Here is a 19,518-nt window from a genome sequence, read left to right as displayed (position 1 = left end):
CGTCACATCCAGCCGTTGCGGCGGAAGCCCCGGTAGAGCAGCGTGCAGGCGATGACCATCACACTGAGCACCAGCGGGTAGCCGAAGACGGAGTCGAGCTCGGGCATGTGCTCGAAGTTCATGCCGTAGACGCCGGCGATCATCGTGGGAACGGCCATGATGGCGACCCACGAGGAGATCTTCCGCATGTCCTCGTTGGCGAGCGCGTTGGAACGGGCGAGCGCCGCCTGCAGTATGGAGTTGCAGAGCTCGTTGGACGACTCGACCTGCTCACAGACGCGGGCCAGGTGGTCGACGACGTCACGGAAGTACTCGCGCATCTCGGAGGGGATCATCCGGCGCTGGGCCAGCGTGGACATCGGCGCCTGGAGCGGCGTGACGGACCGCTTCATCTCGATCATCTCGCGCTTGAGGTTGTAGATCCGGCCGATGTCACGGGCGCTGACGTCGGCGAAGACCATAGCCTCGACGTCCTCCAGCTCGGCCTGCATCCGGTCGGCCACGGTGAGGTACTTGTCGACGACGTGGTCGGCGATCGCGTGCAGCACGCCGGTGGGGCCCCGGCTGAGCAGCTTGGGCTTGTCCTCAAGGCGCTCTCGCACCTCCGAGAGCGGGCAGTGCCGACCGTGCCGCACGGTCACCACGAAGTCGGTGCCGACGAACACCATGATCTCGCCGGTGCCGATGATCTCGCTGGTGGCGGTCAGTACGTCATGGTCAAGGTAGGCGACGGTCTTCAGGACCATGAACAACGAGTCGCCGTAGCGCTCGACCTTGGGCCGCTGATGAGCCTTGACGGCGTCCTCGACGGCGAGCGGGTGCAGGGCGAAGACCTCTGCCAGCCACTCGACCTCGGGGGCGTCGGGCTCGTGCAGGCCGACCCAGACGAAGGCGTTGTTCCCCTCGCCGGACGCGTTGTGCGCGCGGACGAGCTCCAGGGCGTCGGGGATGCCCAGGGCCTGGATCCTCTTGCCTTCGACATAGGCGGCGTACTCGACGAGCGAGTCGCTCGGTGGGACGCAGACGCCGGTCATCCGCTCACGGAGCGAGACGGCGGGCGCGTGCGGGGCACGGATCGTGCGGGCGTGCTTGATGCGGGGAAAAAGAAGCGAGGAGCGCATGGCGAGCCTTTCCCGCCCAACCTGGCGGGATTCCGCACGCGATGCGCTGTCACCACGAGTGGAGGCGACGATGCGTGCGGTGCCGGTCGGGCACCGAGATGGGGTGGTCGAGGGTGCGCACAGCAGGCGTGCGCGAGCACGTACTGCTGGGATCGCCAGAGGACATCCCGAACCACCTCCAATCAGCAAGAGACACGCAAAGCCACCCAAAACTTAACACGAATAGGGAGACGGCTCTCAGTTTACTCCCAGGTTCAAGCGTCGATCATGCGCAATCCGACAAAATTCACACCCCCTTTACCGGCGTCTACCGCGCGTACAGCTGCGCCGTGAACCCTCCAGGGTTATCCACATCCTGTGGATAACCCTGGAGGGTTCACCCTCGGCCGGATCCGGACGTGATGGGCACGTGCCCGAAGAGAGGTTCCGGAAGGACGATAGGCTCTGACAAGTGCGCGTTCTTGTGATTGGAACCGGCGGGCGTGAACACGCCCTGTGCCGGTCGCTGGCGGCGGACCCTCAGGTCACCGAGGTTCACTGTGCTCCCGGTAACGCGGGTATCGCACAGGTCGCGACCCTGCATCCGGTGGTGCCGACAGACCCGGCCGCGGTCACCGAGCTGGCGGAGAGGCTCCGAGCGGACCTGGTCGTGATCGGCCCCGAGGCCCCGCTGGTCGCCGGCGTCGCCGACGCCGTCAGGCAGACCGGCATCCCCTGTTTCGGCCCCTCACGGCAGGCGGCCCAGATCGAGGGTTCCAAGTCCTTCGCCAAGGACGTCATGGTCGCGGCAGGCGTGCCCACCGGGCGGTCGTACACCTGCGCCACGCCGGATGAGGTCGCCGCGGCGCTCGACGAGTTCGGCACGCCGTACGTGGTCAAGGACGACGGCCTGGCCGCGGGCAAGGGCGTCGTGGTCACCGACGACCGCGAGGAGGCGCTCCGGCACGCCGCCGCCTGCGGGCGGGTGGTCATCGAGGAGTTCCTCGACGGCCCCGAGGTCTCGCTGTTCGCGCTCTGCGACGGCTCCACGGCCGTGGCGCTCCAGCCCGCCCAGGACCACAAGCGCGCCTACGACGACGACCAGGGCCCCAACACCGGCGGGATGGGCGCCTACACGCCGTTGCCGTGGGCGCCGGACGACCTCGCCGACCAGGTGATGGCCGAGACCGTCATGCCTACCGTGACCGAGCTGGCCAGGCGTGGCGCGCCGTACACGGGGGTGCTGTACGTGGGGCTGGCCCTCACCTCCAAGGGGCCGAAGGTGATCGAGTTCAACGCCCGGTTCGGCGACCCGGAGACCCAGGTCGTGCTGGACCGGCTCCGGACGCCCCTCGCGGGCCTGCTGCTCGCCTGCGCGAACGGGACACTCGACCGGTTCGGACCGCTCTCCTACCGCGACGGCGCCGCGGTGACCGTGGTGATCGCGGCGGAGAACTACCCGGCGGAGCCGGTGCGGGGCGACGTGATCGAAGGGCTGTCCGACCCGGTCGAGGACGCCTACGTGCTGCACTCGGGCACCGCCTCCGACGGCGACAGGATCGTCTCAGCCGGTGGCCGGGTGCTCAGCGTGGTCGGCACGGGGCCCGACGTCCCCACGGCGCGAGCGGCGGCCTACGAGGCGGTGGGGCGCATCCGGCTGCGCGGTTCGCACCATCGCACCGACATCGCGGGCCGGGGCGCCTGAACGAGACGTAGCGCCTGATCGGCATGGCGCGATGGGAAATCTCGGTGAGAACGACAGGCCGCTGACGCAGTCGGTGCCGCGGGCCGCGTACACCGCGCAGGCGATGGGCACCGGGCACCCGCGAGGCCCGGAAACCACGGGCGAACGCATGATCGCCGCGCACCGCGACGGCGGCAGGTGACTTGGTGAATTATCGGCTGTTCCGGGGGTGGTTCACCCCCGAACTGGCCGGTTCAGGGGCATTCAACGGCTACTGTTGGCCGGTAACCTCGGCCGCCGCCCCGCCACACGAGTTACCCAAAACACTTCCAAGGAGCATGACGCATGGTCCGTTACCGCGTGCGCGGTGGCAACCCACTTCGTGGAACCGCCTTCATCCAGGGTGCCAAGAACGCCGTGCTGCCCATGATCGGTGCCGCGCTGCTGGCTTCCAAAGGTCGCACGGTCCTGCGCAACGTCCCCATCATCGAGGACGTACGGCGCGCGGTCGAGCTGGCCGAGACGGTCGGCGCCAAGGTCGAGCTCCACGAGGCGGAGCGCACACTGGTGATCGACGCCTCGGCGCTGAGCAGCCCGGTGCTGCCCGCGGAGATCGCCCGTCGCTTCCGCGGCTCGGTGCTGTTCGTGCCCGCCCTGCTGCACCGTCTCGGCGAGGCGATCATCGAGGGCGTGGGCGGCTGCAACCTGGGCAGCCGCAACCTCGACTTCCACTACCTGGGCTACAAGCGCCTGGGCGCGATCGTGGACGAGGGTGACGCGGTCATCCACGTCAAGTCGGCGGGCCTCACCGGCGCCACCCTGTACCTGGACACCCCCTCGCACACCGGCACCGAGAACCTGATCATGGCCGCCGCCCTCGGGCGCGGCACCACCGTGATCGAGAACGCGGCGCTGGAGCCCGAGGTCCTCGACGTGATCGACATGCTGACCCGGATGGGCGCGAAGATCAGCGGCGGCGGCACCGGGTTCATCACCGTGGAGGGCGTGGAGGAACTCCAGGCCGTCGAGCACACCGTGATGCCGGACCGCCTTGACGCGGGCGTGTTCGCCATGGCCGCCGCCGTCACCGGCGGCGAGGTCAATCTGGTCGGCGCCGATCTGGACCACCTCGGCGTGGTCCGCTACAAGCTGGAGCAGATGGGGGTGGAGTTCGCCGACCACGGCGCGGTGCTCCACGTGCGCAGGGACCGTCCGCTGCGCCCGATCAATGTGATCACCGACACCTATCCCGGTTTCGCCACCGACCTGCAGTCGCCGATCATGACGGTCGCCTGTCTTGCCGACGGCGCCAGCTACATTCATGAACGCATCTTCGACGGTCGTTTCGCTCTGGCCTCAGAACTGAACAAAATGGGCGCCGATATTGAAGTGAAAGAGAACAGCGCCATCGTTCGTGGTGCTACTCCGCTCACTGGAACACAGGTGACCGCTCACGACCTACGCTCGGGAATCGCCCTCGTGCTCGCCGGTCTGGCCGCTGAAGGGGAGACCGTGATCGGATCGGGATATCTCATCGACCGCGGGCACTCTTATCTCGCCGAGCGCATGCAGGCCCTGGGCGGCGATGTGCGCCGAGAGATTTCAACGTCATAATCAGCGGGTTTGAGCCGCTCAAAAACCGCTCTGACCTGTGTAAACGATGCCAGTCATAGGTATAACCCGGAAGTAGCTTCCGGAATTGGCCGCAAATCGGGCGTGACATTACGGCCCTCACCAGCGATCGTTCCAAAAGAGAGCCGAAAACAAACGGACGGCATGATGGGACGAACATTGGTCGAGCGGGCCGAAGAAGCGCCACGAGTGTCACGCCCGGGTGCCATGACACCGGACCTCACTATCGGTGTGGTGGGCCCCCATGACCTCGTTGAACGGGTGATGTTGATGGGGCACGCGGCGGCCCCGTTACCCTGCCGCCTGGTGGCGGCGGCATACCGTGACGAGCAGGAGGCCGCGGACAAGGTGACCCGATTGGGGGCAGGGGTGGACGCATGTCTGTTCGCCAGCCCGATCCCCTACGACCTGGCCCGGCGATCGGGGGTGCTGACGATGCCCGCGACGTATGTCCAGCTCGGCGGCGCCGCACTGATCGCCGCGCTGGCGAGGGCCGCGTTGGACGAACGGATAGATCCGCGCAGGGTCAGTATCGACACCCTGGGCAGAGCAGAGGTCGAGGAGGCCTATGGTGATCTGAGTCTTCCCTCAGGGGACGTACAGAGCCGCGACGAGCCGGGCGCCACCGGCACGATCGCGGCCTTTCATGAACGCCTCGCCCGCCAGGGCAGCACGAGCGGGGCGCTCACCTGTCTGCCCGCGGTCGCCGACCGCCTTCAGACGGCCGGGGTGCCCGTGGTCAGGATCCGCCCCACCTCCGCCGCGGTGCGCACAGCGCTGCACACGGCGGCGCTGCTCGGCGCACACCACCGGCTGGAGGAGTCACAACTCACCGTGGTCCTGGTGGAGGTGCCCACGTTGCGCGAGCCGGTCCGCCGGGCCGCGCCACGCTACTGGCGCGACGAGCTCCGGCTCTCCCTGCACCGCCTGCTGGTGCAGGAGGCCAACCGGATCAACGCGTCGGTCACCGCGGTCGACGATCACAGCTACATGGTCACCGCGACCCGAGGCTCGGTGGTCGCGGCCACCGAGGGATTCCGAGTCCTGCCGTTCGCCGCGCGGGTCCGCGACGAGCTCGGCCTGGCGGTCGAGGTCGGCGTCGGCATGGGCCGTACCACCCACGACGCCGAGTCGCACGCCAGGGCCGCTCTGGCGCGCACCCAGGCGGGCAAGCAGGCCCAGGGCTTCGCGGTCGACCGCGAGGGCAGAGCGCTGGTCCCGGCCCCCAGGATGCCTCCTCAGGGCACCGGACCGCTGAAGCCCAAGGGTGTGGAGGTGCTGGCCCGGCTGGCGGCCAAGCTTGATGGAGGAGACACGGTGGTGGACGCGGAGGGCGCGGGCAAGATGCTGGGCGTCACCCCGCGTACGGCCCGGCGATTGCTGCGCACGCTGGTAGACGAGGGACTCGCGTGGCCGCTTCCGCCGAACCGGACGCCGCAACCCGGCCGTCCCCGCCAGCTGTACCGGCTGATCGTGGAGAAGCTCGGCACCCGCTGAGCCCTCCAGGAGACCGCTTCTTCGACCTGAGGGCTTCCGCCGCACCCGGGCGGCGGAACCTCTCAGGTCACGGCTCGCCTGTCTCGGCGTGGCGTGACCGGCCTGGGCACGGTCACTCGCCCCGGCACGGCGGAAGTCCACCAGGTCGCGAACGCTGATCTCAGTGAAAGTCCACCAGGTCGCGAACGCTGATTTCAGCGTGGCCGAAAGGAGCGGACCCCGTGCGCAAAATGTCCGGCTCAGCCACTATTGTCACGAGCTATGCGTCATGACAGTGCTGACAGCCGTAAGGCGCTCCTCGTCTGGGGGGCGCTGGCGATCGTGTATGTGGTGTGGGGGTCCACCTACCTCGCGATCATGATCGCGATCGAGACGATGCCCCCGTTGCTCAGCGGTGCCATCCGCTTCGTCACGGCCGCGCTCATCCTCGGCATCGCGGTGCGCCTGCTGAAGGGGCGCGAGTCCTTCCGGATGACCTGGAAGGAGGCCGGTGGGGCCGCCCTGGTCGGCCTGTTGCTGCTGAACGGCGGCAACGGCATGGTCGCCGTGGCCGAGCAGCACATCTCCAGCGGGCTGGCGGCGCTGCTGGTGGCCTCGACGCCACTCTGGCTCGTGATCTTCAGGGTCCTGTTCAGGGACCGGCCGCAGGTACTGACGCTCACGGGGGTGCTCATCGGGTTCGGCGGTGTGGCGCTCCTCTCGCTGACCGGCGGGGGCAGCGCGGCCGACAGCACCGGAATCGTGATCATCCTGCTGGCGTCGCTGTCCTGGTCGGTCGGCTCGTTCCTGGCGTCCCGCATCCCGATGCCCGCGAACCCCTTCGCCGCGAGCGCCGTCGAGATGGCCGCCGGCGGCGTCGGGCTCGCCCTGACCGCCGCCGCGGTGGGCGAGCACATCGACCTCGCGGACGTCTCCACGCGCTCGTGGATCGCGCTCGCCTACCTGATCTTGGTCGGCTCGCTGGTCGGCTTCACGGCGTACGTGTGGCTGCTGGGCAACGCCCCGATCTCCCTGGTCTCCACCTACGCCTATGTCAACCCGGTCGTGGCGGTCGTGCTGGGCGCCCTCGTACTGAGCGAGGAGGTCACCGGTTCGATGATCGCGGGCGGCATGGTGATCGTCCTCGGCGTGGCCCTGGTGGTCTCCACGGAGCGGCGCAAGAAGAAGCCGGAGCCTGTCTCCGGCCCTGAGCCCGCGACCGTGTAGGCCGCGGGCTCGCCCACGTGAGGCGGTCATCCCGTCGCGGCCCCCTACCGGGAGTGCCACCGCGGAGCGGTCAGCTCCTCGGGAAGGCCGCCGCGGCCGCCAGGAAGGTGTCATTGGCCTCGGCGTCGCCGATGGAGACACGGACGCCCTCACCGGCGAAGGGCCGCACCGCGACGCCCTCGGCCGCGCACGCCTCGGCGAAGTCGAGCGTGCGCTCGCCCAGCCGGAGCCAGACGAAGTTGGCCTCGGTCGCCGGCACCGTCCAGCCCTGGGCGACGAGCGCCCCGCGGACCCGGTCGCGCTCCTTGACCACTGTGTCCACCCGCTCCAGCAACTCGTCCTCGGCGGCCAGCGAGGCGATCGCGGCGGCCTGGGCGAGGTGGTTGACCGCGAACGGCACGATCGTCTTGCGGACCGCCGACGCCACCGGCTCCGCGGCGATCAGATAGCCCGCCCGGAGCCCGGCCAGCCCGTACGCCTTGGAGAAGGTGCGCAGCACCGCCACGTTCGGCCGGTCACGGTAGACGGTGACCCCATCGGGGACCCCGGCGTCCCTGACGTACTCGTGGTAGGCCTCGTCGAGCACGACGAGCACGTTCTCCGGCACCCGGTCCAGGAATGCCTCCAGCTCGGCCGCCTGGACCACCGTACCGGTCGGGTTGTTCGGGTTGCAGACGAAGATCATGCGAGTGTGCGGGGTGATCGCGTCGGCCATGGCCTCCAGGTGGTGCCCCTCGCCCAGCAGCGGGACCCGCACCGAGGTCGCCCCCGCCAGGTCGGCCAGGAGCGGATACGCCTCGAAGGACCGCCAGGCGTAGATCACTTCGGCGCCCGGCTCGCTCACGGTCTCGAAGAGCTGCTGGGCCACCGTCACCGAGCCCGCGCCGAGCGCGATGTGCTCGGCCGGCACGCCGAACCGCTCGGCGAGCGCCTCGGTCAGCCCGGTGGCGGCCGGGTCGGGATAGCGGTGCATCTGGGCCGCGGCCCTGGCGACCGCCTCGACGACCGAGGGCAGCGGCTCGTAGGGGGATTCGTTCGAGGAGAGCTTGTAGGACCGGCCGTCGGCGGACACCACGGCCTTGCCTGCCCGGTAAGGGGGCATTGTGTCCAGGATCGCGCGGAAACGAGGCATGGCCTTACTTTATGAGCAGCGGGCGGATGGGGCATCATCCTGTAACACTGGAGGTGAGAGGCATGCCCGACCGGAAGGACGACATGAGCATCGCACCGCCGGCCGAGAGGCCGAGCACCGAGGCGCCGGACGCCGAGTCGGAGATCCGCGACCGGGAGCGCAAGCCCGTCCTCTACGCCCAGGCGGGCATCGTCCACTTCTGGCGGATCGAGGAGAAGGACGACCGCCCGGTCGCCTACGTCTACGAGTTGGACCCGGCGACCAGGACCTACGCGCTCATGGGGATCCACCACGACCGGCTGAAAGTCAGCGTCCCGTTCGACGTCGACATCGACCTGACGGAGATCGACAACCTCTGATCGGCCGCAGGCGAGGTCCACGGCTCACCACGGCGGCCCCGGATTCCGCACCCGCGACGTGATCGACCAGGATGTCCTGGCCCACGGCTCACTACGCCGCCCCTACTCCTTGAGGGAGCGGAGCATCGGAGGGTGGAGGAACGTGGCGGGCCCTCGGCGGTAGAGCTTGGCGGGGCGGCCGCCGTCGCGGGTGGTGGTCTCGCCGGTGGGCACCAGGAAGCCCTCGGCCCTGGTGACCTTGCGGTGGAAGTTCCGCGGGTCGAGAACCCGGCCCCAGACGATCTCGTAGACCCGGCGCAGCTCGGCGACGGTGAACTCCGGCGGGCAGAAGGCCGCGCCGAGCGGGGTGTATTCGAGCTTGCCCCGGGCCCGCTCGACCCCGTCGACCATGATGCGCCGGTGGTCGAAGGCCATCTCGCGCAGTAGCGCGGAGACCGGCTGCCAGTTCATGTGCGCCTCGGTGGAGGCGGGAAGGTCGGGGGCGAGACCGAGGTAGGCCACGCTCAGCACGCGCTGGCGCGGGTCGCGGTCGGGGTAGCCGTAGGTCTGCAGCTGTTCCAGGTGGACGGGTGCGCCCGGCAGGCCCGCCCGTTCCGCGAGAATCCGCTCTGCGGCGGCGGGCAGGTCCTCGTCGAGGTGGATGAAGCCGCCTGGCAGGGCCCAGCGTCCCTCGTACGGCGGGTTGTCGCGCCGCCAGACGAGTGCGCTCAGCGCCTGGAAGCGCACCGTGAGGACGACCAGGTCCACGCTGACGGGAATGCGCGGAACCATGGCAGGCACGTTACACCGGTCAGAGCCTCACCCGGACGTGCAACGGCTCGGAGGCGGCCCGCCCGTCGGCCGCGACGACCGAGATCTCGACCCAGGTGTCCTCGGGCACCTGGGACCAGTCGAACGGGATCCACGCCGTCTCCATCCGCACCGGCAGGCCGGGCGGCAGGTCCGTGAGGTTCACCCCGGCCACGTCGACGACGCGGGGCTCCTGCCGGCCCTCCCAGGTAATCGTGACCTTGGACCCCATGGGCATGTTGTAGCCGCGGATCTCCATACCGTCCTGGATGTCGCGTTGCATGCGGACCGCGTCGGCCGCGATGGGCCGGTTCCAGTCACGGGCGATCTCCTCGGCGAGGGACGGCGAGCCGCAGGTGTAGAAGTCGCTCCACATGTAGGAGACGACCTTGGAGACGTAGCGCCCGACCTGTGCCACGGCCGTGTCGAGCCGTTCCTTGTCGGTGCGTCCCCGCGAGGATCCGGCGGCGCAGGGCCCGTCGTCGGACAGCTCGTCGTCGGAGGGCTCGAACGCCTCGACATTGGCCCAGAGCTCCACGTTGTGGCCCTGCTCTGCCATCTCAGCCCGGACGGTTGACATCTCCCGGTAGTAGTCGCGGGTCGAGCCGTGGTAGGCGTCACCGTTGGCCTCGTCTCCGACGACCGGCCGCAGCCGCTTGTCGACCTTCTCCTCGCGCTGGTCGGGCCAGAACAACCCGACCTTCCCCGTTCCCCGGCTGTCCTGTGGCGCGATGATTCCGACCCCGGTTCTGACCAGGGCCTCGAAGCCCGTGGCCACCTGCTGGGGAGTGGCGCTGAACGGCTTCTCCTTGCGGGCGTCAAGGTAGGGGCTGACGAGGACGGGCCTGCCCGGCATCTCCTGCTCAACGATCTCGTGCTGCGAGGCGTACATCTTGAGCGTCGGGTGGTCGTCGTCCGCCTCGCCGGTGTACTTCATCTCACGCATCTGCAACTCGAACGGCTGGTAGAAGCCGCCCAGCGAGGGCCGGTCCCGGAAACGGGCACCGTAGTCCTGCATGACGCGCCGGGTGAGCGTGGTGAGCGTGTTCGTGCCCTGCTTGGCGGCCCGGGTCTGCTGCGCCGGGTCGCGGGGGGCCAGCGGCAGCGCGGGGAACACCTTCACCCCGAACTGGTCACCGAGGTCGAGCAGCTCGGTGAGGCTGTCCTCGTGCGCGCCCGCGATCAGGATCACGTGGTAGCCACGCCCCTTGCCCCTGATGTTCTCGCAGCTCGCGTCGTCGCTGCCGTCGTCGGTGGCGACGATCCGGTAGAAGACGGCCTTCCTCGTGACGATCTTCCGCTCGAACTCGGGGCAGCGGAAGAGCTGGGAGCCGAACGCCTCGTCGGTCCGGTAGACGAACGTCCAGCTCACCCGGTTGCCCGGGTTGGCCGCTCTGAGGTCGTTCTCCGCCGCGGTCACGCACGGCACCCCGTTCTCCTCGCACGGTTCGTAGCGGGGATCGACCTTCCCCTCGCCGTCGAGGATCCGGCCGCCGTCGTCGACCCTGCGGGCCTGCAGGCCCCAGCCGATCCGGATCACGGTGTCGCCGCCCACCTTGTGGATGGCGGCGAACTGCCGTCGCCAGGTGCAGTGGTCGGCGGTCGGGACGAGCCAGTAGCCGGTGATCGCGTACGGCGCCCCCATGGCCGTGTCGAACGTGCCACACGGGTCGGTGAACTCGGTCGCCTCCGGCACCGGCACCGAGGGGGAGGACGAAGGCGAGAGCGAGGGCGAGAGGGCGAGCGGTGAGCTCCCACTGGTCGGAGAGCCGTCCTCGGCGGGCGTGATCACCACGAACGCCACCACTCCCGCGAGGATCGCCACGCCCAGAAGAGCGATGAGCCAGCGCACGTTCAGGACACTACCGTTCTTGTGATCTGGCAGACATAAGGAGCTTCGCCATGCCGGAAATCAGCTCTTGACGCCCGCCCACGCCTCCAGCTGGGCGACAAAACGACGGGCCGAGTTGGGCCAGTGGTGATTCGCACGGGCCGCCGCATACCCCCGAGCCCCCTGAGCATGCCTCTCCCTGACGTCGTCGCGGAGGAAGAGCACGGCCTGGGCCACGGCTTTGGGATCCTGCCAGGGCACGACCATGCCGCTGTCGTAGCGCTCGACCAGCTCCACCGCGCGGGGCGAGGGGGTGGTGATCACCGGAATGCCGTGGGCCATGTACTCCACGATCTTCGTGGGCATGGAGTGCCGGTAGTTGGGCTCGTCGTGCAGCAGGGAGAGACCGGCCAGCGCGCCGTCGAGCCGCTTGAGCGCCTCGTCGTTGGGCATGAAGTCGCGCCACTCCAGCACGCCCTCCGCCACGGCCTCGTTCAGCGTCGGCCGTGACTGCGGGTCGGCGTAGCCGATCAGCTCGACCGCCACCCGGTACGGCCGGAGCAACCGGGCCACCTCGATGGCCTCGCGCACCCCGCGTGCCTCCGACAGCCAGCCGAGATAGACGATGCGGTCGTCACCCGGCGGCGTCACCTCGTCGGGCACCCAGGTCTCGTTGGGCACCACCAGGTGCGCCTGGTGGAACCGTCCGGCGTAGGCGGTCTCGGCCAGCAGCAGGTGCAGGTGTCGCTCGGCGGTACCTTCGAGGAGGCGGGCCATGAAACGCACCGGCGGTCGGAGGAACGCCGGCAGCCAGGGCTTCAGTGACAGGGTCGCCGGAGTGTCCTCGTGCACGTCCCAGACCACCGGGGGCCGCTTGCGCACCCCCACCACCGCGAGCAGCAGCTCAGGGTCGTGGATGACCGCGAGATCCACCTGCCCGCGCATGCGCTTGAAGACCTTGCGCGCGGCGCGCACCGCCGACAGCCGCTTGCGCTCGGCGGCACGGGGGAGATCGACGCCGTTCACCCAGGAGCGGGCCATGACGCCCCGCGCCGTGTACGGGGCCGCGTACGTGACCTCATGACCGGCATCCACGAGCGCGCGGATCTGCCGGTGCAGGATCCGGGCGTCCTCGGGATGATGCACCACGGTCATGACGAGCACGTGCACTGCGCGCAGCCCTTCGTCACTAGAGCCGCTCGACGCGTTCACCCTCGGCGAGCACGCCTCGGGTGTCGAGCACGAGCTTGCCTTGGTCCTCGACAATCGACAGGTCGAAGGCGGCGTGTTGCTGAAGCAACAGCGTCACGTCGGCTTCGACGACTCCCTTGGCGAGGTCTTCCTCGCGCGGCACCTGGACTCCGTCGACCCGCCAGTCCTTGACGTACGGGTCGGCGAAGACCAGTTCCGCGCCCAGCTCCCGCAGCGCCCGCGCGACCGGCAGGGCCGGGGTCTCACGCTCGTCGGCGATGTCGGGCTTGTACGTGACACCGAGCAACAGCACCCTGGAGCCGTTGACCGGCTTCCTGTGCCGGTTGAGCAGGCGCTGCACGCGGGCCACCACGTACGACGGCATCCGCTCGTTGATCTCCTGGGCCAGTTCGACGAAGCGGAACGGGTAGCCCAGCTTGCGCACCGTGTAGGAGAGGTAGGACGGGTCGACGGGGATGCAGTGACCGCCGACACCTGGTCCGGGGAGGAACTTCTGGAAACCGAACGGCTTGGTGGCGGCGGCCTCGATCGACTCCCAGAGGTCGACGCCCAGCTCGTCGCAGAAGATCGCCATCTCGTTGACGAGGGCGATGTTGACGTGGCGGTAGGTGTTCTCCAGGAGCTTGGCCATCTCGGCCTCGCGGGTGCCGCTGACCGGCACGACCTGCTCGATGAACTGGGAGTAGAACCCGACCGCGCGGTCCTTGCAGGCGGAGGTGTAGCCGCCGACGACCTTCGGGGTGTTGCGCAGGCCGTACTTGGGGTTGCCCGGGTCGATGCGCTCGGGCGAGAAGGCGAGGTGGAAGTCGGTGCCCGCGACGAGGCCGGAGCCCGTCTCCAGGATGGGGCGGGCGACCTCGTCGGTGGTGCCGGGCCAGGTGGTGGACTCCAGGACCACCAGCGAGCCCGCGCGGAGGTTGCGTGCGACGGTGCCGGTGGCGCCCTCGACCGCGGACAGGTCGGGGCGGTGGTCCTCGTCGAGCGGGGTCGGCACGCAGATGACGATGGTCCGGCTGTCGGCCAGAACGGACTCGTCCCCCGTGGCGGTGAAGCCCCCCGCCAGCATGTGCTCAAGGTCGGCGTCGGTCAGGTCGTCGATGTAGGACCTGCCCGCGTTGAGAGCAGCGATCTTGCCGGAGTCGACCTCGAAGCCGATGACCCGCAGACCGGCTGCCGTGGCCTCCTTGGCCAGGGGCATGCCGACGTAGCCCAGACCGATGATGGCCAGGTCGTAGGCAGTCACTGGATGACCTTGGAACGCCGGAAACAACACTTCATGGTCGCAAAGGCTATCTCAAGTCCGAACGAGCTACGCCTAATGCGATTGAACGCATCACAAACGGCAGGTATCCCCAGTGCCATGACAAGGCCATCAATCGGCAATCGATCGGTAAATATCACGGTACGTCTCCGCGATGCGGCTCCAGGTACGCTTCGCGGCCACCTCTGCCCGTCCGGCCTCGCCCATCTCGGCCCTTCGCTCCGGATCGTCACGCAGTCCGGCGATCGCCTTGGCCAGTGCCTCGGGGTCCCCCGCGGGCACCAGAAGCCCGGCGCCGTCGGAGCCCACGAGCTCCGACAGGGCGGGCAGGTCGCTCAGTACGACCGGCTTGCCGAGAGCCATCGCCTCGACCGGTTTCAACGGCGTGACAAGTCGGCAGACGCGCAGGTCCTCCCGGGGACAGACGAAGATGTCGATCGCCGATTGGGCCTGCAGTGCCTCGTCGGGGCCGACCCGTCCCGGCAGGATCGCGATGTCGCCGAGCCCCAGCTCCTCGACCTGCTCCAGCAGTGCCGCCCGCTCCACGCCGTCGCCGACGAGCAGCATCTTGACCGGCGCGCCCTCGTCCCGCAGCAGCGCGGCGGCATTGATCATGGTGGCGAAGCCCTCGTAGGCCACGATGCTCGACACCGAACCCATGACGATGTCGCCGGGCTCGATGCCGTAGGCGGCGCGGAACGCCGCACCGTCGTACTCGGCGCTGAGCAGCGAGTCGTCCACCGCGTTCGGCGCCAGGTAGATCTTTTCCCTCGGCACCCCGCGCTCGACGATCTCGGTGGCCATGGTCTCCGCGAGGGTGACCACCGCGTCGGCGGAGCGCATGATGAACGCCTCGCGGTCGCGCTGGAGCACGTGCCGCTGGCTGCCGATGCGCTTGGGGTCGCGGGAGGCCCAGGTCTCCTCCAGAAAGCCCCGGACCTCGTAGACCATCGGCGTGCCGGTCCGCTCGCGCACCGCCAGCGCCACCGAGCCGTTGCGGTGATCCGTCGCGGCGTGCAGCACCTGCGGCCGCAGGGTCCTGACCAGCTCGGTGACCTCTCCGGCGCCCCGGATCATCCGCCCCTGGCTCTCGAAGGGCACCTCACCGCTCGGGATCAGCCGGTGGTAGGGAATCCCGTCGATCTCCTCGTACGGCATCGCGTCGGCGTGGCCCTGCATCATCGGCCAGCCCCAGCTGGTCACGACGTGCGGATCCAGCCCGGCGGCCTTCTGCGAGGTGACGATGCGGTGCGTGCGGACCGTGTAACCGGCCTGCGTGTACGGCAGCGCGTTGGTCACGCAGTGCAGCACCCGGCCGCGGAACCGCTCGCCCACGATCACCTTGGCCTTGGGCGGGATCGGGTTCGGCTGGATCGCGGCCAGTTCTCCGGCGTAGTAGGCGGCCCGGCGCTTGATGAAGGGGTAGCGGGTGTGTGCCCGGAGCACCTCGGCGGCCTCGCTCATCCGGCCGGCGTCGAAGTGCTCCTTCGCCTCGGTCCACGGGCCCTTGACCATGCGCATGCCGAGCTTGCGTACGACGATCTTGGCGCGGCGCGCGACCGGCCAGGCGAACCGGCCCACGATGGGACGGACGCTCGACGGGAGCGTCTCGGCAGCCGCCTGCGCCACGCGTACCGGATCTGACTTGACCTTTGTCGCCACGACCCGGGAGACGATCACCGGGTGCTGGACGAAACCCTTGATCAGTCCGCGCAGCCCGGCCCTGGCCGACTTCGCCGACACCGGAGCCTGTGACACCGGAGCCTGTGACACCGGAGCCTGTGACACCGGCTCGGTCGGGGGCGTCGTCTTGACCGGGGGCGTCGTCGGAGCGGGGAGCGTCACAGAGGCCTGGGGCGTGTCCGAGCCGGGGAGAGTCTCCACGACCGGGGGCGTTTCCGCGCTCGGCGGCGGGGCCGGCTCAGTGGGCGTGTCCACGGCCGGAGGCATCTCCACGGCCGAGGTCGTCTCCGGCTCGGAGTGCGTCTCCGTCTTCGGGGTCGTCACCGTGCCCGAGGTCGCCAGCGGCTCCGCGTCAGGCTCGGTGGCCGGAGACGTCACCGCTGAGGAGGGTGTCGTCGGCACCGAGGGCTTCGCCGGAACCGAGGGGGAGTCTGGCCTGTTGGCATCGGATACCACGCCGTGACCGTACCATAGGCAAGGTTTGCCCCACTGCCGCATGAAAGGCGAGGTCAATGAGGGACTTCGACCGTCCGGGTGCTGCTCAGGGCCCGGAGAATCCCCTTGTCCTGCACGTGCTGGGCGCACGGCCCAACTTCGTGAAGGCCGCTCCCGTGGTGCGCGCGCTCGCCGAACTGGGCGTGCGGCAGGGCATCATCCACACCGGTCAGCACTACGACGCGCTCATGTCGGACGTGTTCTTCGCCGACCTCGGCCTCCCCGAGCCGATCGCCAACCTGGCCGTCGGTTCCGGCTCGCACGCCCGCCAGACGGCGGCGCTGCTCGTCGGCCTTGAGGACGTGGTGCTTGAGCAGCGGCCGACGCTGGTCGTCGTCTACGGCGACGTGAACTCGACGCTGGCCGCGATCCTGGTGTGCGCCAAGCTCAACGTGCCGACCGCGCACGTGGAGGCGGGCCTGCGCTCCTTCGACCGTGGGATGCCCGAAGAGGTCAACCGGGTCATCACCGACGGTCTGTCCGACATCCTCTTCGCCACCTCCCCCGACGCGCTCTCCCACCTGGCCGCCGAGGGGATCGACCCGGCCCGGGTGCACCTCGTCGGCAACCCGATGATCGACAGCCTGTTCTCGGCGCTGGACCACCTCGACCCCGCCCCGGTCCGCTCCCGGCTCGGTCTTCCCGAGCGGTACGGGGTCGCCACCCTGCACCGTCCCGGCAACGTCGACGACCCCGCCTCCGCCAAGGAGCTGGTCGAGGCGGTGCTGTCGGTGAGCGAGCGCCTTCCGATCATGGTGCCGCTGCACCCGCGCGGCCGGACCCGCCTGGCCGAGGCCGGGCTGGTGGACGGGGAGAATCTGCGCATCGTCGATCCGCTGGGCTACGTGGACTTCCTGTCGCTGGTGCGGGGCGCGACGCTGGTCGTCACCGACTCCGGCGGCGTCCAGGAGGAGACGACCATGCTGGGCGTCCCCTGCCTTACCGTGCGGCCCAACACCGAGCGGCCGATCACCATCACGCACGGCACCAACCGGCTGGTCACCCCGGCGCAGCTGCCCGCCGCCGCCGACCTGGCGCTGGCGGACGGCGCGGCGACGCCGTCGGGCGAGCTGCCCCCGCTCTGGGACGGCAAGGCCGGCCCTCGGATCGCCCGGGTGATCGAGAGCTGGTTGCGTGGCAACAACCTCTCCCCGGCTGGGCAGTCCGTACCGCCCAAATCCCTTTAAAACGATTATTTCGGCACGGCTTAGGCCGTAGCCTGGCACGACCCAGGACGAAGGCGATCCCCATGAGCGATGAGACCCCCGAAGAGCCGAAGTTCCAGCGTCTCGGGCCGATCAACTGGCTGCCCGAGGAGCGCAAGGTCGTCGAGCGCTTCGAGGAGCGCGTCCGGGACCTTGAGCGGCGGCTCGCCATCGCCGAGGCGAAGGCCGACTACGCGCAGTGGAAGCTGGAGTCGACCAAGGTGCAGCGCCCGTACCGGGTGGCCGAGGCGCTGACCGCGGCCAAGGGGTCGGGGGTCACCGCGCTGCCGGGCAGGCTGCGCTCCGCGATGCAGGCGCGCAAGGGCCCCAAGCCGCCCCGCCCGGTGGCCGAGGTGATCGCCGAACTCAACCAGCAGGGGCCCGTGGTCGACGTACCGCAGGTCAAGTGGCCGACCGGTCCCATCGTCCGCCCGGACATGAAGGTCGCTGTCATCCTGGACGACTTCTCCCGGATGGCGTTCAAGTACGAGTGGGACCAGATCGAGTTCGGGCTCCGCGACTGGCCGGAGATCTTCGCCGAGCGCCGGCCCGAGCTGCTGTTCGTGGAGTCGGCCTGGCACGGCAACCAGGGCCGCTGGCGCTACCAGATGACCGGGACGAACGCCCCCAAGCCCGAGCTGCGCGCCCTGATCGACTGGTGCCGCGTCGAGGGGATCCCCACGGTCTTCTGGAACAAGGAGGACCCGCCGAACTTTGACTTCTTCATCGACACGGCCAAGCTGTTCGACTACGTCTTCACCTGCGACGGCGACATGGTTTCCCGCTACCGCGAGGTGCTGGGCCACGACCGGGTCGACGTCCTGCAGTTCGCCGCTCAGCCCCGGGTGCACAACCCGATCCAGGAGAAGCGCGGGCGCCTGAACGACGTGGTCTTCGCGGGCATGTACTTCAGGGACAAGCACCCCGAGCGCCGCGAGCAGATGGAGACCGTCCTCGCTCCGATCCGCGAGCTCGGCCTGCACATCTTCGCGCGCAACGGGACCGTGGACGAGAAGTACGCCTGGCCTGCCGAGTACGTCCCGCACATCGTGGGCGAGCTCCCGTACGACCAGATGCTGGCCGCGTACAAGATGTACAAGGTCTTCCTCAACGTGAACTCGGTGCTCGACTCGCCGACCATGTGCGCTCGCCGGGTCTTCGAGCTGTCGGCCTGCTCGACGTCGATCGTCTCGGGCTGGTCCCGGGCCATCGAGGAGACCTTCGGGTCGCTGATCCCGATCGCCCGTGACGAGCTGGAGTCGTACAACCAGGTCCTGCACCTGATCAACAGCCCCGAGCTGCGCGCCCGCCAGGGGCATCTGGCGATGCGCGAGGTCTTCGACAAACACCTGTTCTCGCACCGGGTGGACCAGATCCTGGAACTGCTCGGCAAGCCGGTTCAGCGGCGGACCCGGTCGATCTCGGTGGTGCTGCCCACCAACCGCGCCACCCAGATCGAGCACGCGATCTCCTCGGTGGCCAAGCAGACCCACCGTCCTGTCCAGCTCGTCATGGTCCTGCACGGGCTCGACATCGACCCCGTCGTGGTGGCCGACAAGGCGCGGATGGCCGGGATCACCGACGTCGTGGTGCTGCCCGCCGACTCGTCGCTGTCACTGGGTGCCTGCCTCAACCTGGGCATCGCCACCGCGGAGGGCGAGCTGATCGCCAAGATGGACGACGACAACCTGTACGGCGAGCACTACCTGTCGGACCTGGCTCGCGCCTTCGACTACTCCGACGCCGAACTGGTCGGCAAGGGCGCGCACTACGCCTACTTCGAGGGCAGCAACACCACGATGCTGCGCCTGCCGGGTCTGGAGCACCGCTACGCCTTCCTGGTGCAGGGCGGCACCTTCCTCGGCAAGGCCGACATGTTCCGGCACTACGGCTTCGAGGACGTGACCCGGGGCGAGGACACCCGTCTGGTCCGCCGGCTCAAGGAGGATCGGGTCAAGATCTACTCCGCGGACCGGTTCAACTTCGTCTACTGGCGCAGCGGCGACGCGGGCATGCACACCTGGCAGGCCGACGACATCAAGCTCACCCGCAACGCGCAGTTCTCTTTTGCGGGGCATCCGGATGCGCATGTGATGATCTGATTTTTTGGCCGGGCCGTCGCGGGGGTTCCGGCGTGCTTGATGGCGGGTCGGCTGTTCTCGGGGACGCGTTCTCTCGGGGACGCGTTCTCTCGGGGACGCGTTCTCTCGGGGACGCGTTCTCTCGGGGACGCGTTCTCTCGGGGACGCGTTCTCTCGGGGACGCGTTCTCTCGGGGACGCGTTCTCTCGGGGACGCGTTCTCTCGGGGACGCGTTCTCTCGGGGACGCGTTCTCTCGGGGACGCGTTCTCTCGGGGACGCGTTCTCTCGGGGACGCGTTCTCTCGGGGACGCGTTCTCTCGGGGACGCGTTCTCTCGGGGACGCGTTCGCG

At 69.1% G+C, this 19,518-nt stretch carries 15 protein-coding genes and 1 pseudogene; 9 read left to right on the top strand and 7 right to left on the bottom strand.

What is annotated here, in order from left to right:
- Positions 1 to 2 precede the first annotated feature (2 nt).
- Positions 3 to 1,121: a magnesium/cobalt transporter CorA gene (gene corA / locus OG884_RS17920; protein WP_326646499.1), complete on the bottom strand. Its 1,119-nt coding sequence runs from the start codon at positions 1,119 to 1,121 to the stop codon at positions 3 to 5.
- Positions 1,122 to 1,572: 451 nt separating this feature from the next.
- Here corA and purD point away from each other — a divergent pair, with 451 nt between their 5' ends.
- The 5 genes from purD (at position 1,573) to OG884_RS17895 (ending at position 7,119) form a co-directional block, all read left to right on the top strand.
- Complete coding sequence (gene purD, locus OG884_RS17915) at positions 1,573 to 2,805, top strand: phosphoribosylamine--glycine ligase (RefSeq protein WP_326646498.1); 1,233 nt, start codon at positions 1,573 to 1,575, stop codon at positions 2,803 to 2,805.
- A 31-nt stretch (positions 2,806 to 2,836) separates the two neighbouring features.
- Positions 2,837 to 2,986, top strand: a complete 150-nt coding sequence (locus OG884_RS17910; protein ID WP_326646497.1) for a hypothetical protein — start codon at positions 2,837 to 2,839, stop codon at positions 2,984 to 2,986.
- Between the two features lie 143 nt (positions 2,987 to 3,129).
- Positions 3,130 to 4,398, top strand: a complete 1,269-nt coding sequence (gene murA / locus OG884_RS17905) for a UDP-N-acetylglucosamine 1-carboxyvinyltransferase (RefSeq protein WP_326646496.1) — start codon at positions 3,130 to 3,132, stop codon at positions 4,396 to 4,398.
- Between the two features lie 225 nt (positions 4,399 to 4,623).
- Positions 4,624 to 5,913, top strand: coding sequence for a GTP cyclohydrolase IIa (locus OG884_RS17900; RefSeq protein ID WP_326646495.1), 1,290 nt, complete (start codon positions 4,624 to 4,626; stop codon positions 5,911 to 5,913).
- A 261-nt stretch (positions 5,914 to 6,174) separates the two neighbouring features.
- Complete coding sequence (locus OG884_RS17895; protein WP_326646493.1) at positions 6,175 to 7,119, top strand: EamA family transporter; 945 nt, start codon at positions 6,175 to 6,177, stop codon at positions 7,117 to 7,119.
- 70 nt (positions 7,120 to 7,189) lie between these two features.
- Here OG884_RS17895 and hisC read toward each other — a convergent pair whose 3' ends face one another.
- On the bottom strand, positions 7,190 to 8,251 hold the full coding sequence (hisC, locus tag OG884_RS17890; protein WP_326646492.1) for a histidinol-phosphate transaminase: 1,062 nt from the start codon (positions 8,249 to 8,251) through the stop codon (positions 7,190 to 7,192).
- A gap of 128 nt (positions 8,252 to 8,379) precedes the next feature.
- On the opposite strand from hisC, the pseudogene OG884_RS17885 reads away from it, so the two are divergent.
- Positions 8,380 to 8,610, top strand: a pseudogene (locus OG884_RS17885) (Uma2 family endonuclease); the annotation flags it as partial.
- A 102-nt stretch (positions 8,611 to 8,712) separates the two neighbouring features.
- Here OG884_RS17885 and OG884_RS17880 read toward each other — a convergent pair.
- The 5 genes from OG884_RS17880 to OG884_RS17860 form a co-directional block, all read right to left on the bottom strand.
- On the bottom strand, positions 8,713 to 9,381 hold the full coding sequence (locus tag OG884_RS17880) for an NUDIX hydrolase (protein ID WP_326646491.1): 669 nt from the start codon (positions 9,379 to 9,381) through the stop codon (positions 8,713 to 8,715).
- A gap of 19 nt (positions 9,382 to 9,400) precedes the next feature.
- Positions 9,401 to 11,251, bottom strand: coding sequence for a DUF4434 domain-containing protein (locus tag OG884_RS17875; RefSeq protein ID WP_326646490.1), 1,851 nt, complete (start codon positions 11,249 to 11,251; stop codon positions 9,401 to 9,403).
- A gap of 60 nt (positions 11,252 to 11,311) precedes the next feature.
- Complete coding sequence (locus OG884_RS17870) at positions 11,312 to 12,400, bottom strand: glycosyltransferase (RefSeq protein WP_326646489.1); 1,089 nt, start codon at positions 12,398 to 12,400, stop codon at positions 11,312 to 11,314.
- Positions 12,401 to 12,419: 19 nt separating this feature from the next.
- Positions 12,420 to 13,685 carry a nucleotide sugar dehydrogenase gene (locus OG884_RS17865; RefSeq protein WP_326646488.1) on the bottom strand — a complete coding sequence of 422 codons (1,266 nt, stop codon included), beginning with the start codon at positions 13,683 to 13,685 and terminating at the stop codon, positions 12,420 to 12,422.
- A 129-nt stretch (positions 13,686 to 13,814) separates the two neighbouring features.
- The gene (locus OG884_RS17860; RefSeq protein WP_326646485.1) at positions 13,815 to 15,446 is read right to left on the bottom strand and encodes a glycosyltransferase family 4 protein; all 1,632 of its coding nucleotides are present in this window, start codon (positions 15,444 to 15,446) and stop codon (positions 13,815 to 13,817) included.
- On the opposite strand from OG884_RS17860, the gene OG884_RS17855 reads away from it, so the two are divergent.
- The 3 genes from OG884_RS17855 to OG884_RS17845 all read left to right on the top strand — a co-directional run bounded on the left by OG884_RS17855 (position 15,403) and on the right by OG884_RS17845 (position 19,188).
- Positions 15,403 to 15,849 carry a hypothetical protein gene (locus OG884_RS17855; protein WP_326646484.1) on the top strand — a complete coding sequence of 149 codons (447 nt, stop codon included), beginning with the start codon at positions 15,403 to 15,405 and terminating at the stop codon, positions 15,847 to 15,849. The two genes, OG884_RS17860 and OG884_RS17855, sit on opposite strands and share 44 nt — an antisense overlap.
- A 49-nt stretch (positions 15,850 to 15,898) precedes the next feature.
- Entirely contained in the window at positions 15,899 to 17,068 is a 1,170-nt protein-coding gene (gene wecB / locus OG884_RS17850) for a non-hydrolyzing UDP-N-acetylglucosamine 2-epimerase (protein ID WP_326646483.1), read from the top strand.
- A 62-nt stretch (positions 17,069 to 17,130) separates the two neighbouring features.
- Positions 17,131 to 19,188 (top strand): glycosyltransferase family protein, encoded by a 2,058-nt coding sequence (locus OG884_RS17845; protein WP_326646482.1) that lies wholly within the window; start codon positions 17,131 to 17,133, stop codon positions 19,186 to 19,188.
- Positions 19,189 to 19,518 lie beyond the last annotated feature (330 nt).

Origin of the sequence: Streptosporangium sp. NBC_01755 (genome assembly GCF_035917995.1) — a bacterium.
Lineage (GTDB): Bacteria > Actinomycetota > Actinomycetes > Streptosporangiales > Streptosporangiaceae > Streptosporangium.
Note: the sequence above shows the minus strand (reverse complement) of the source record. Positions and strands in the feature narration are given on the sequence as shown.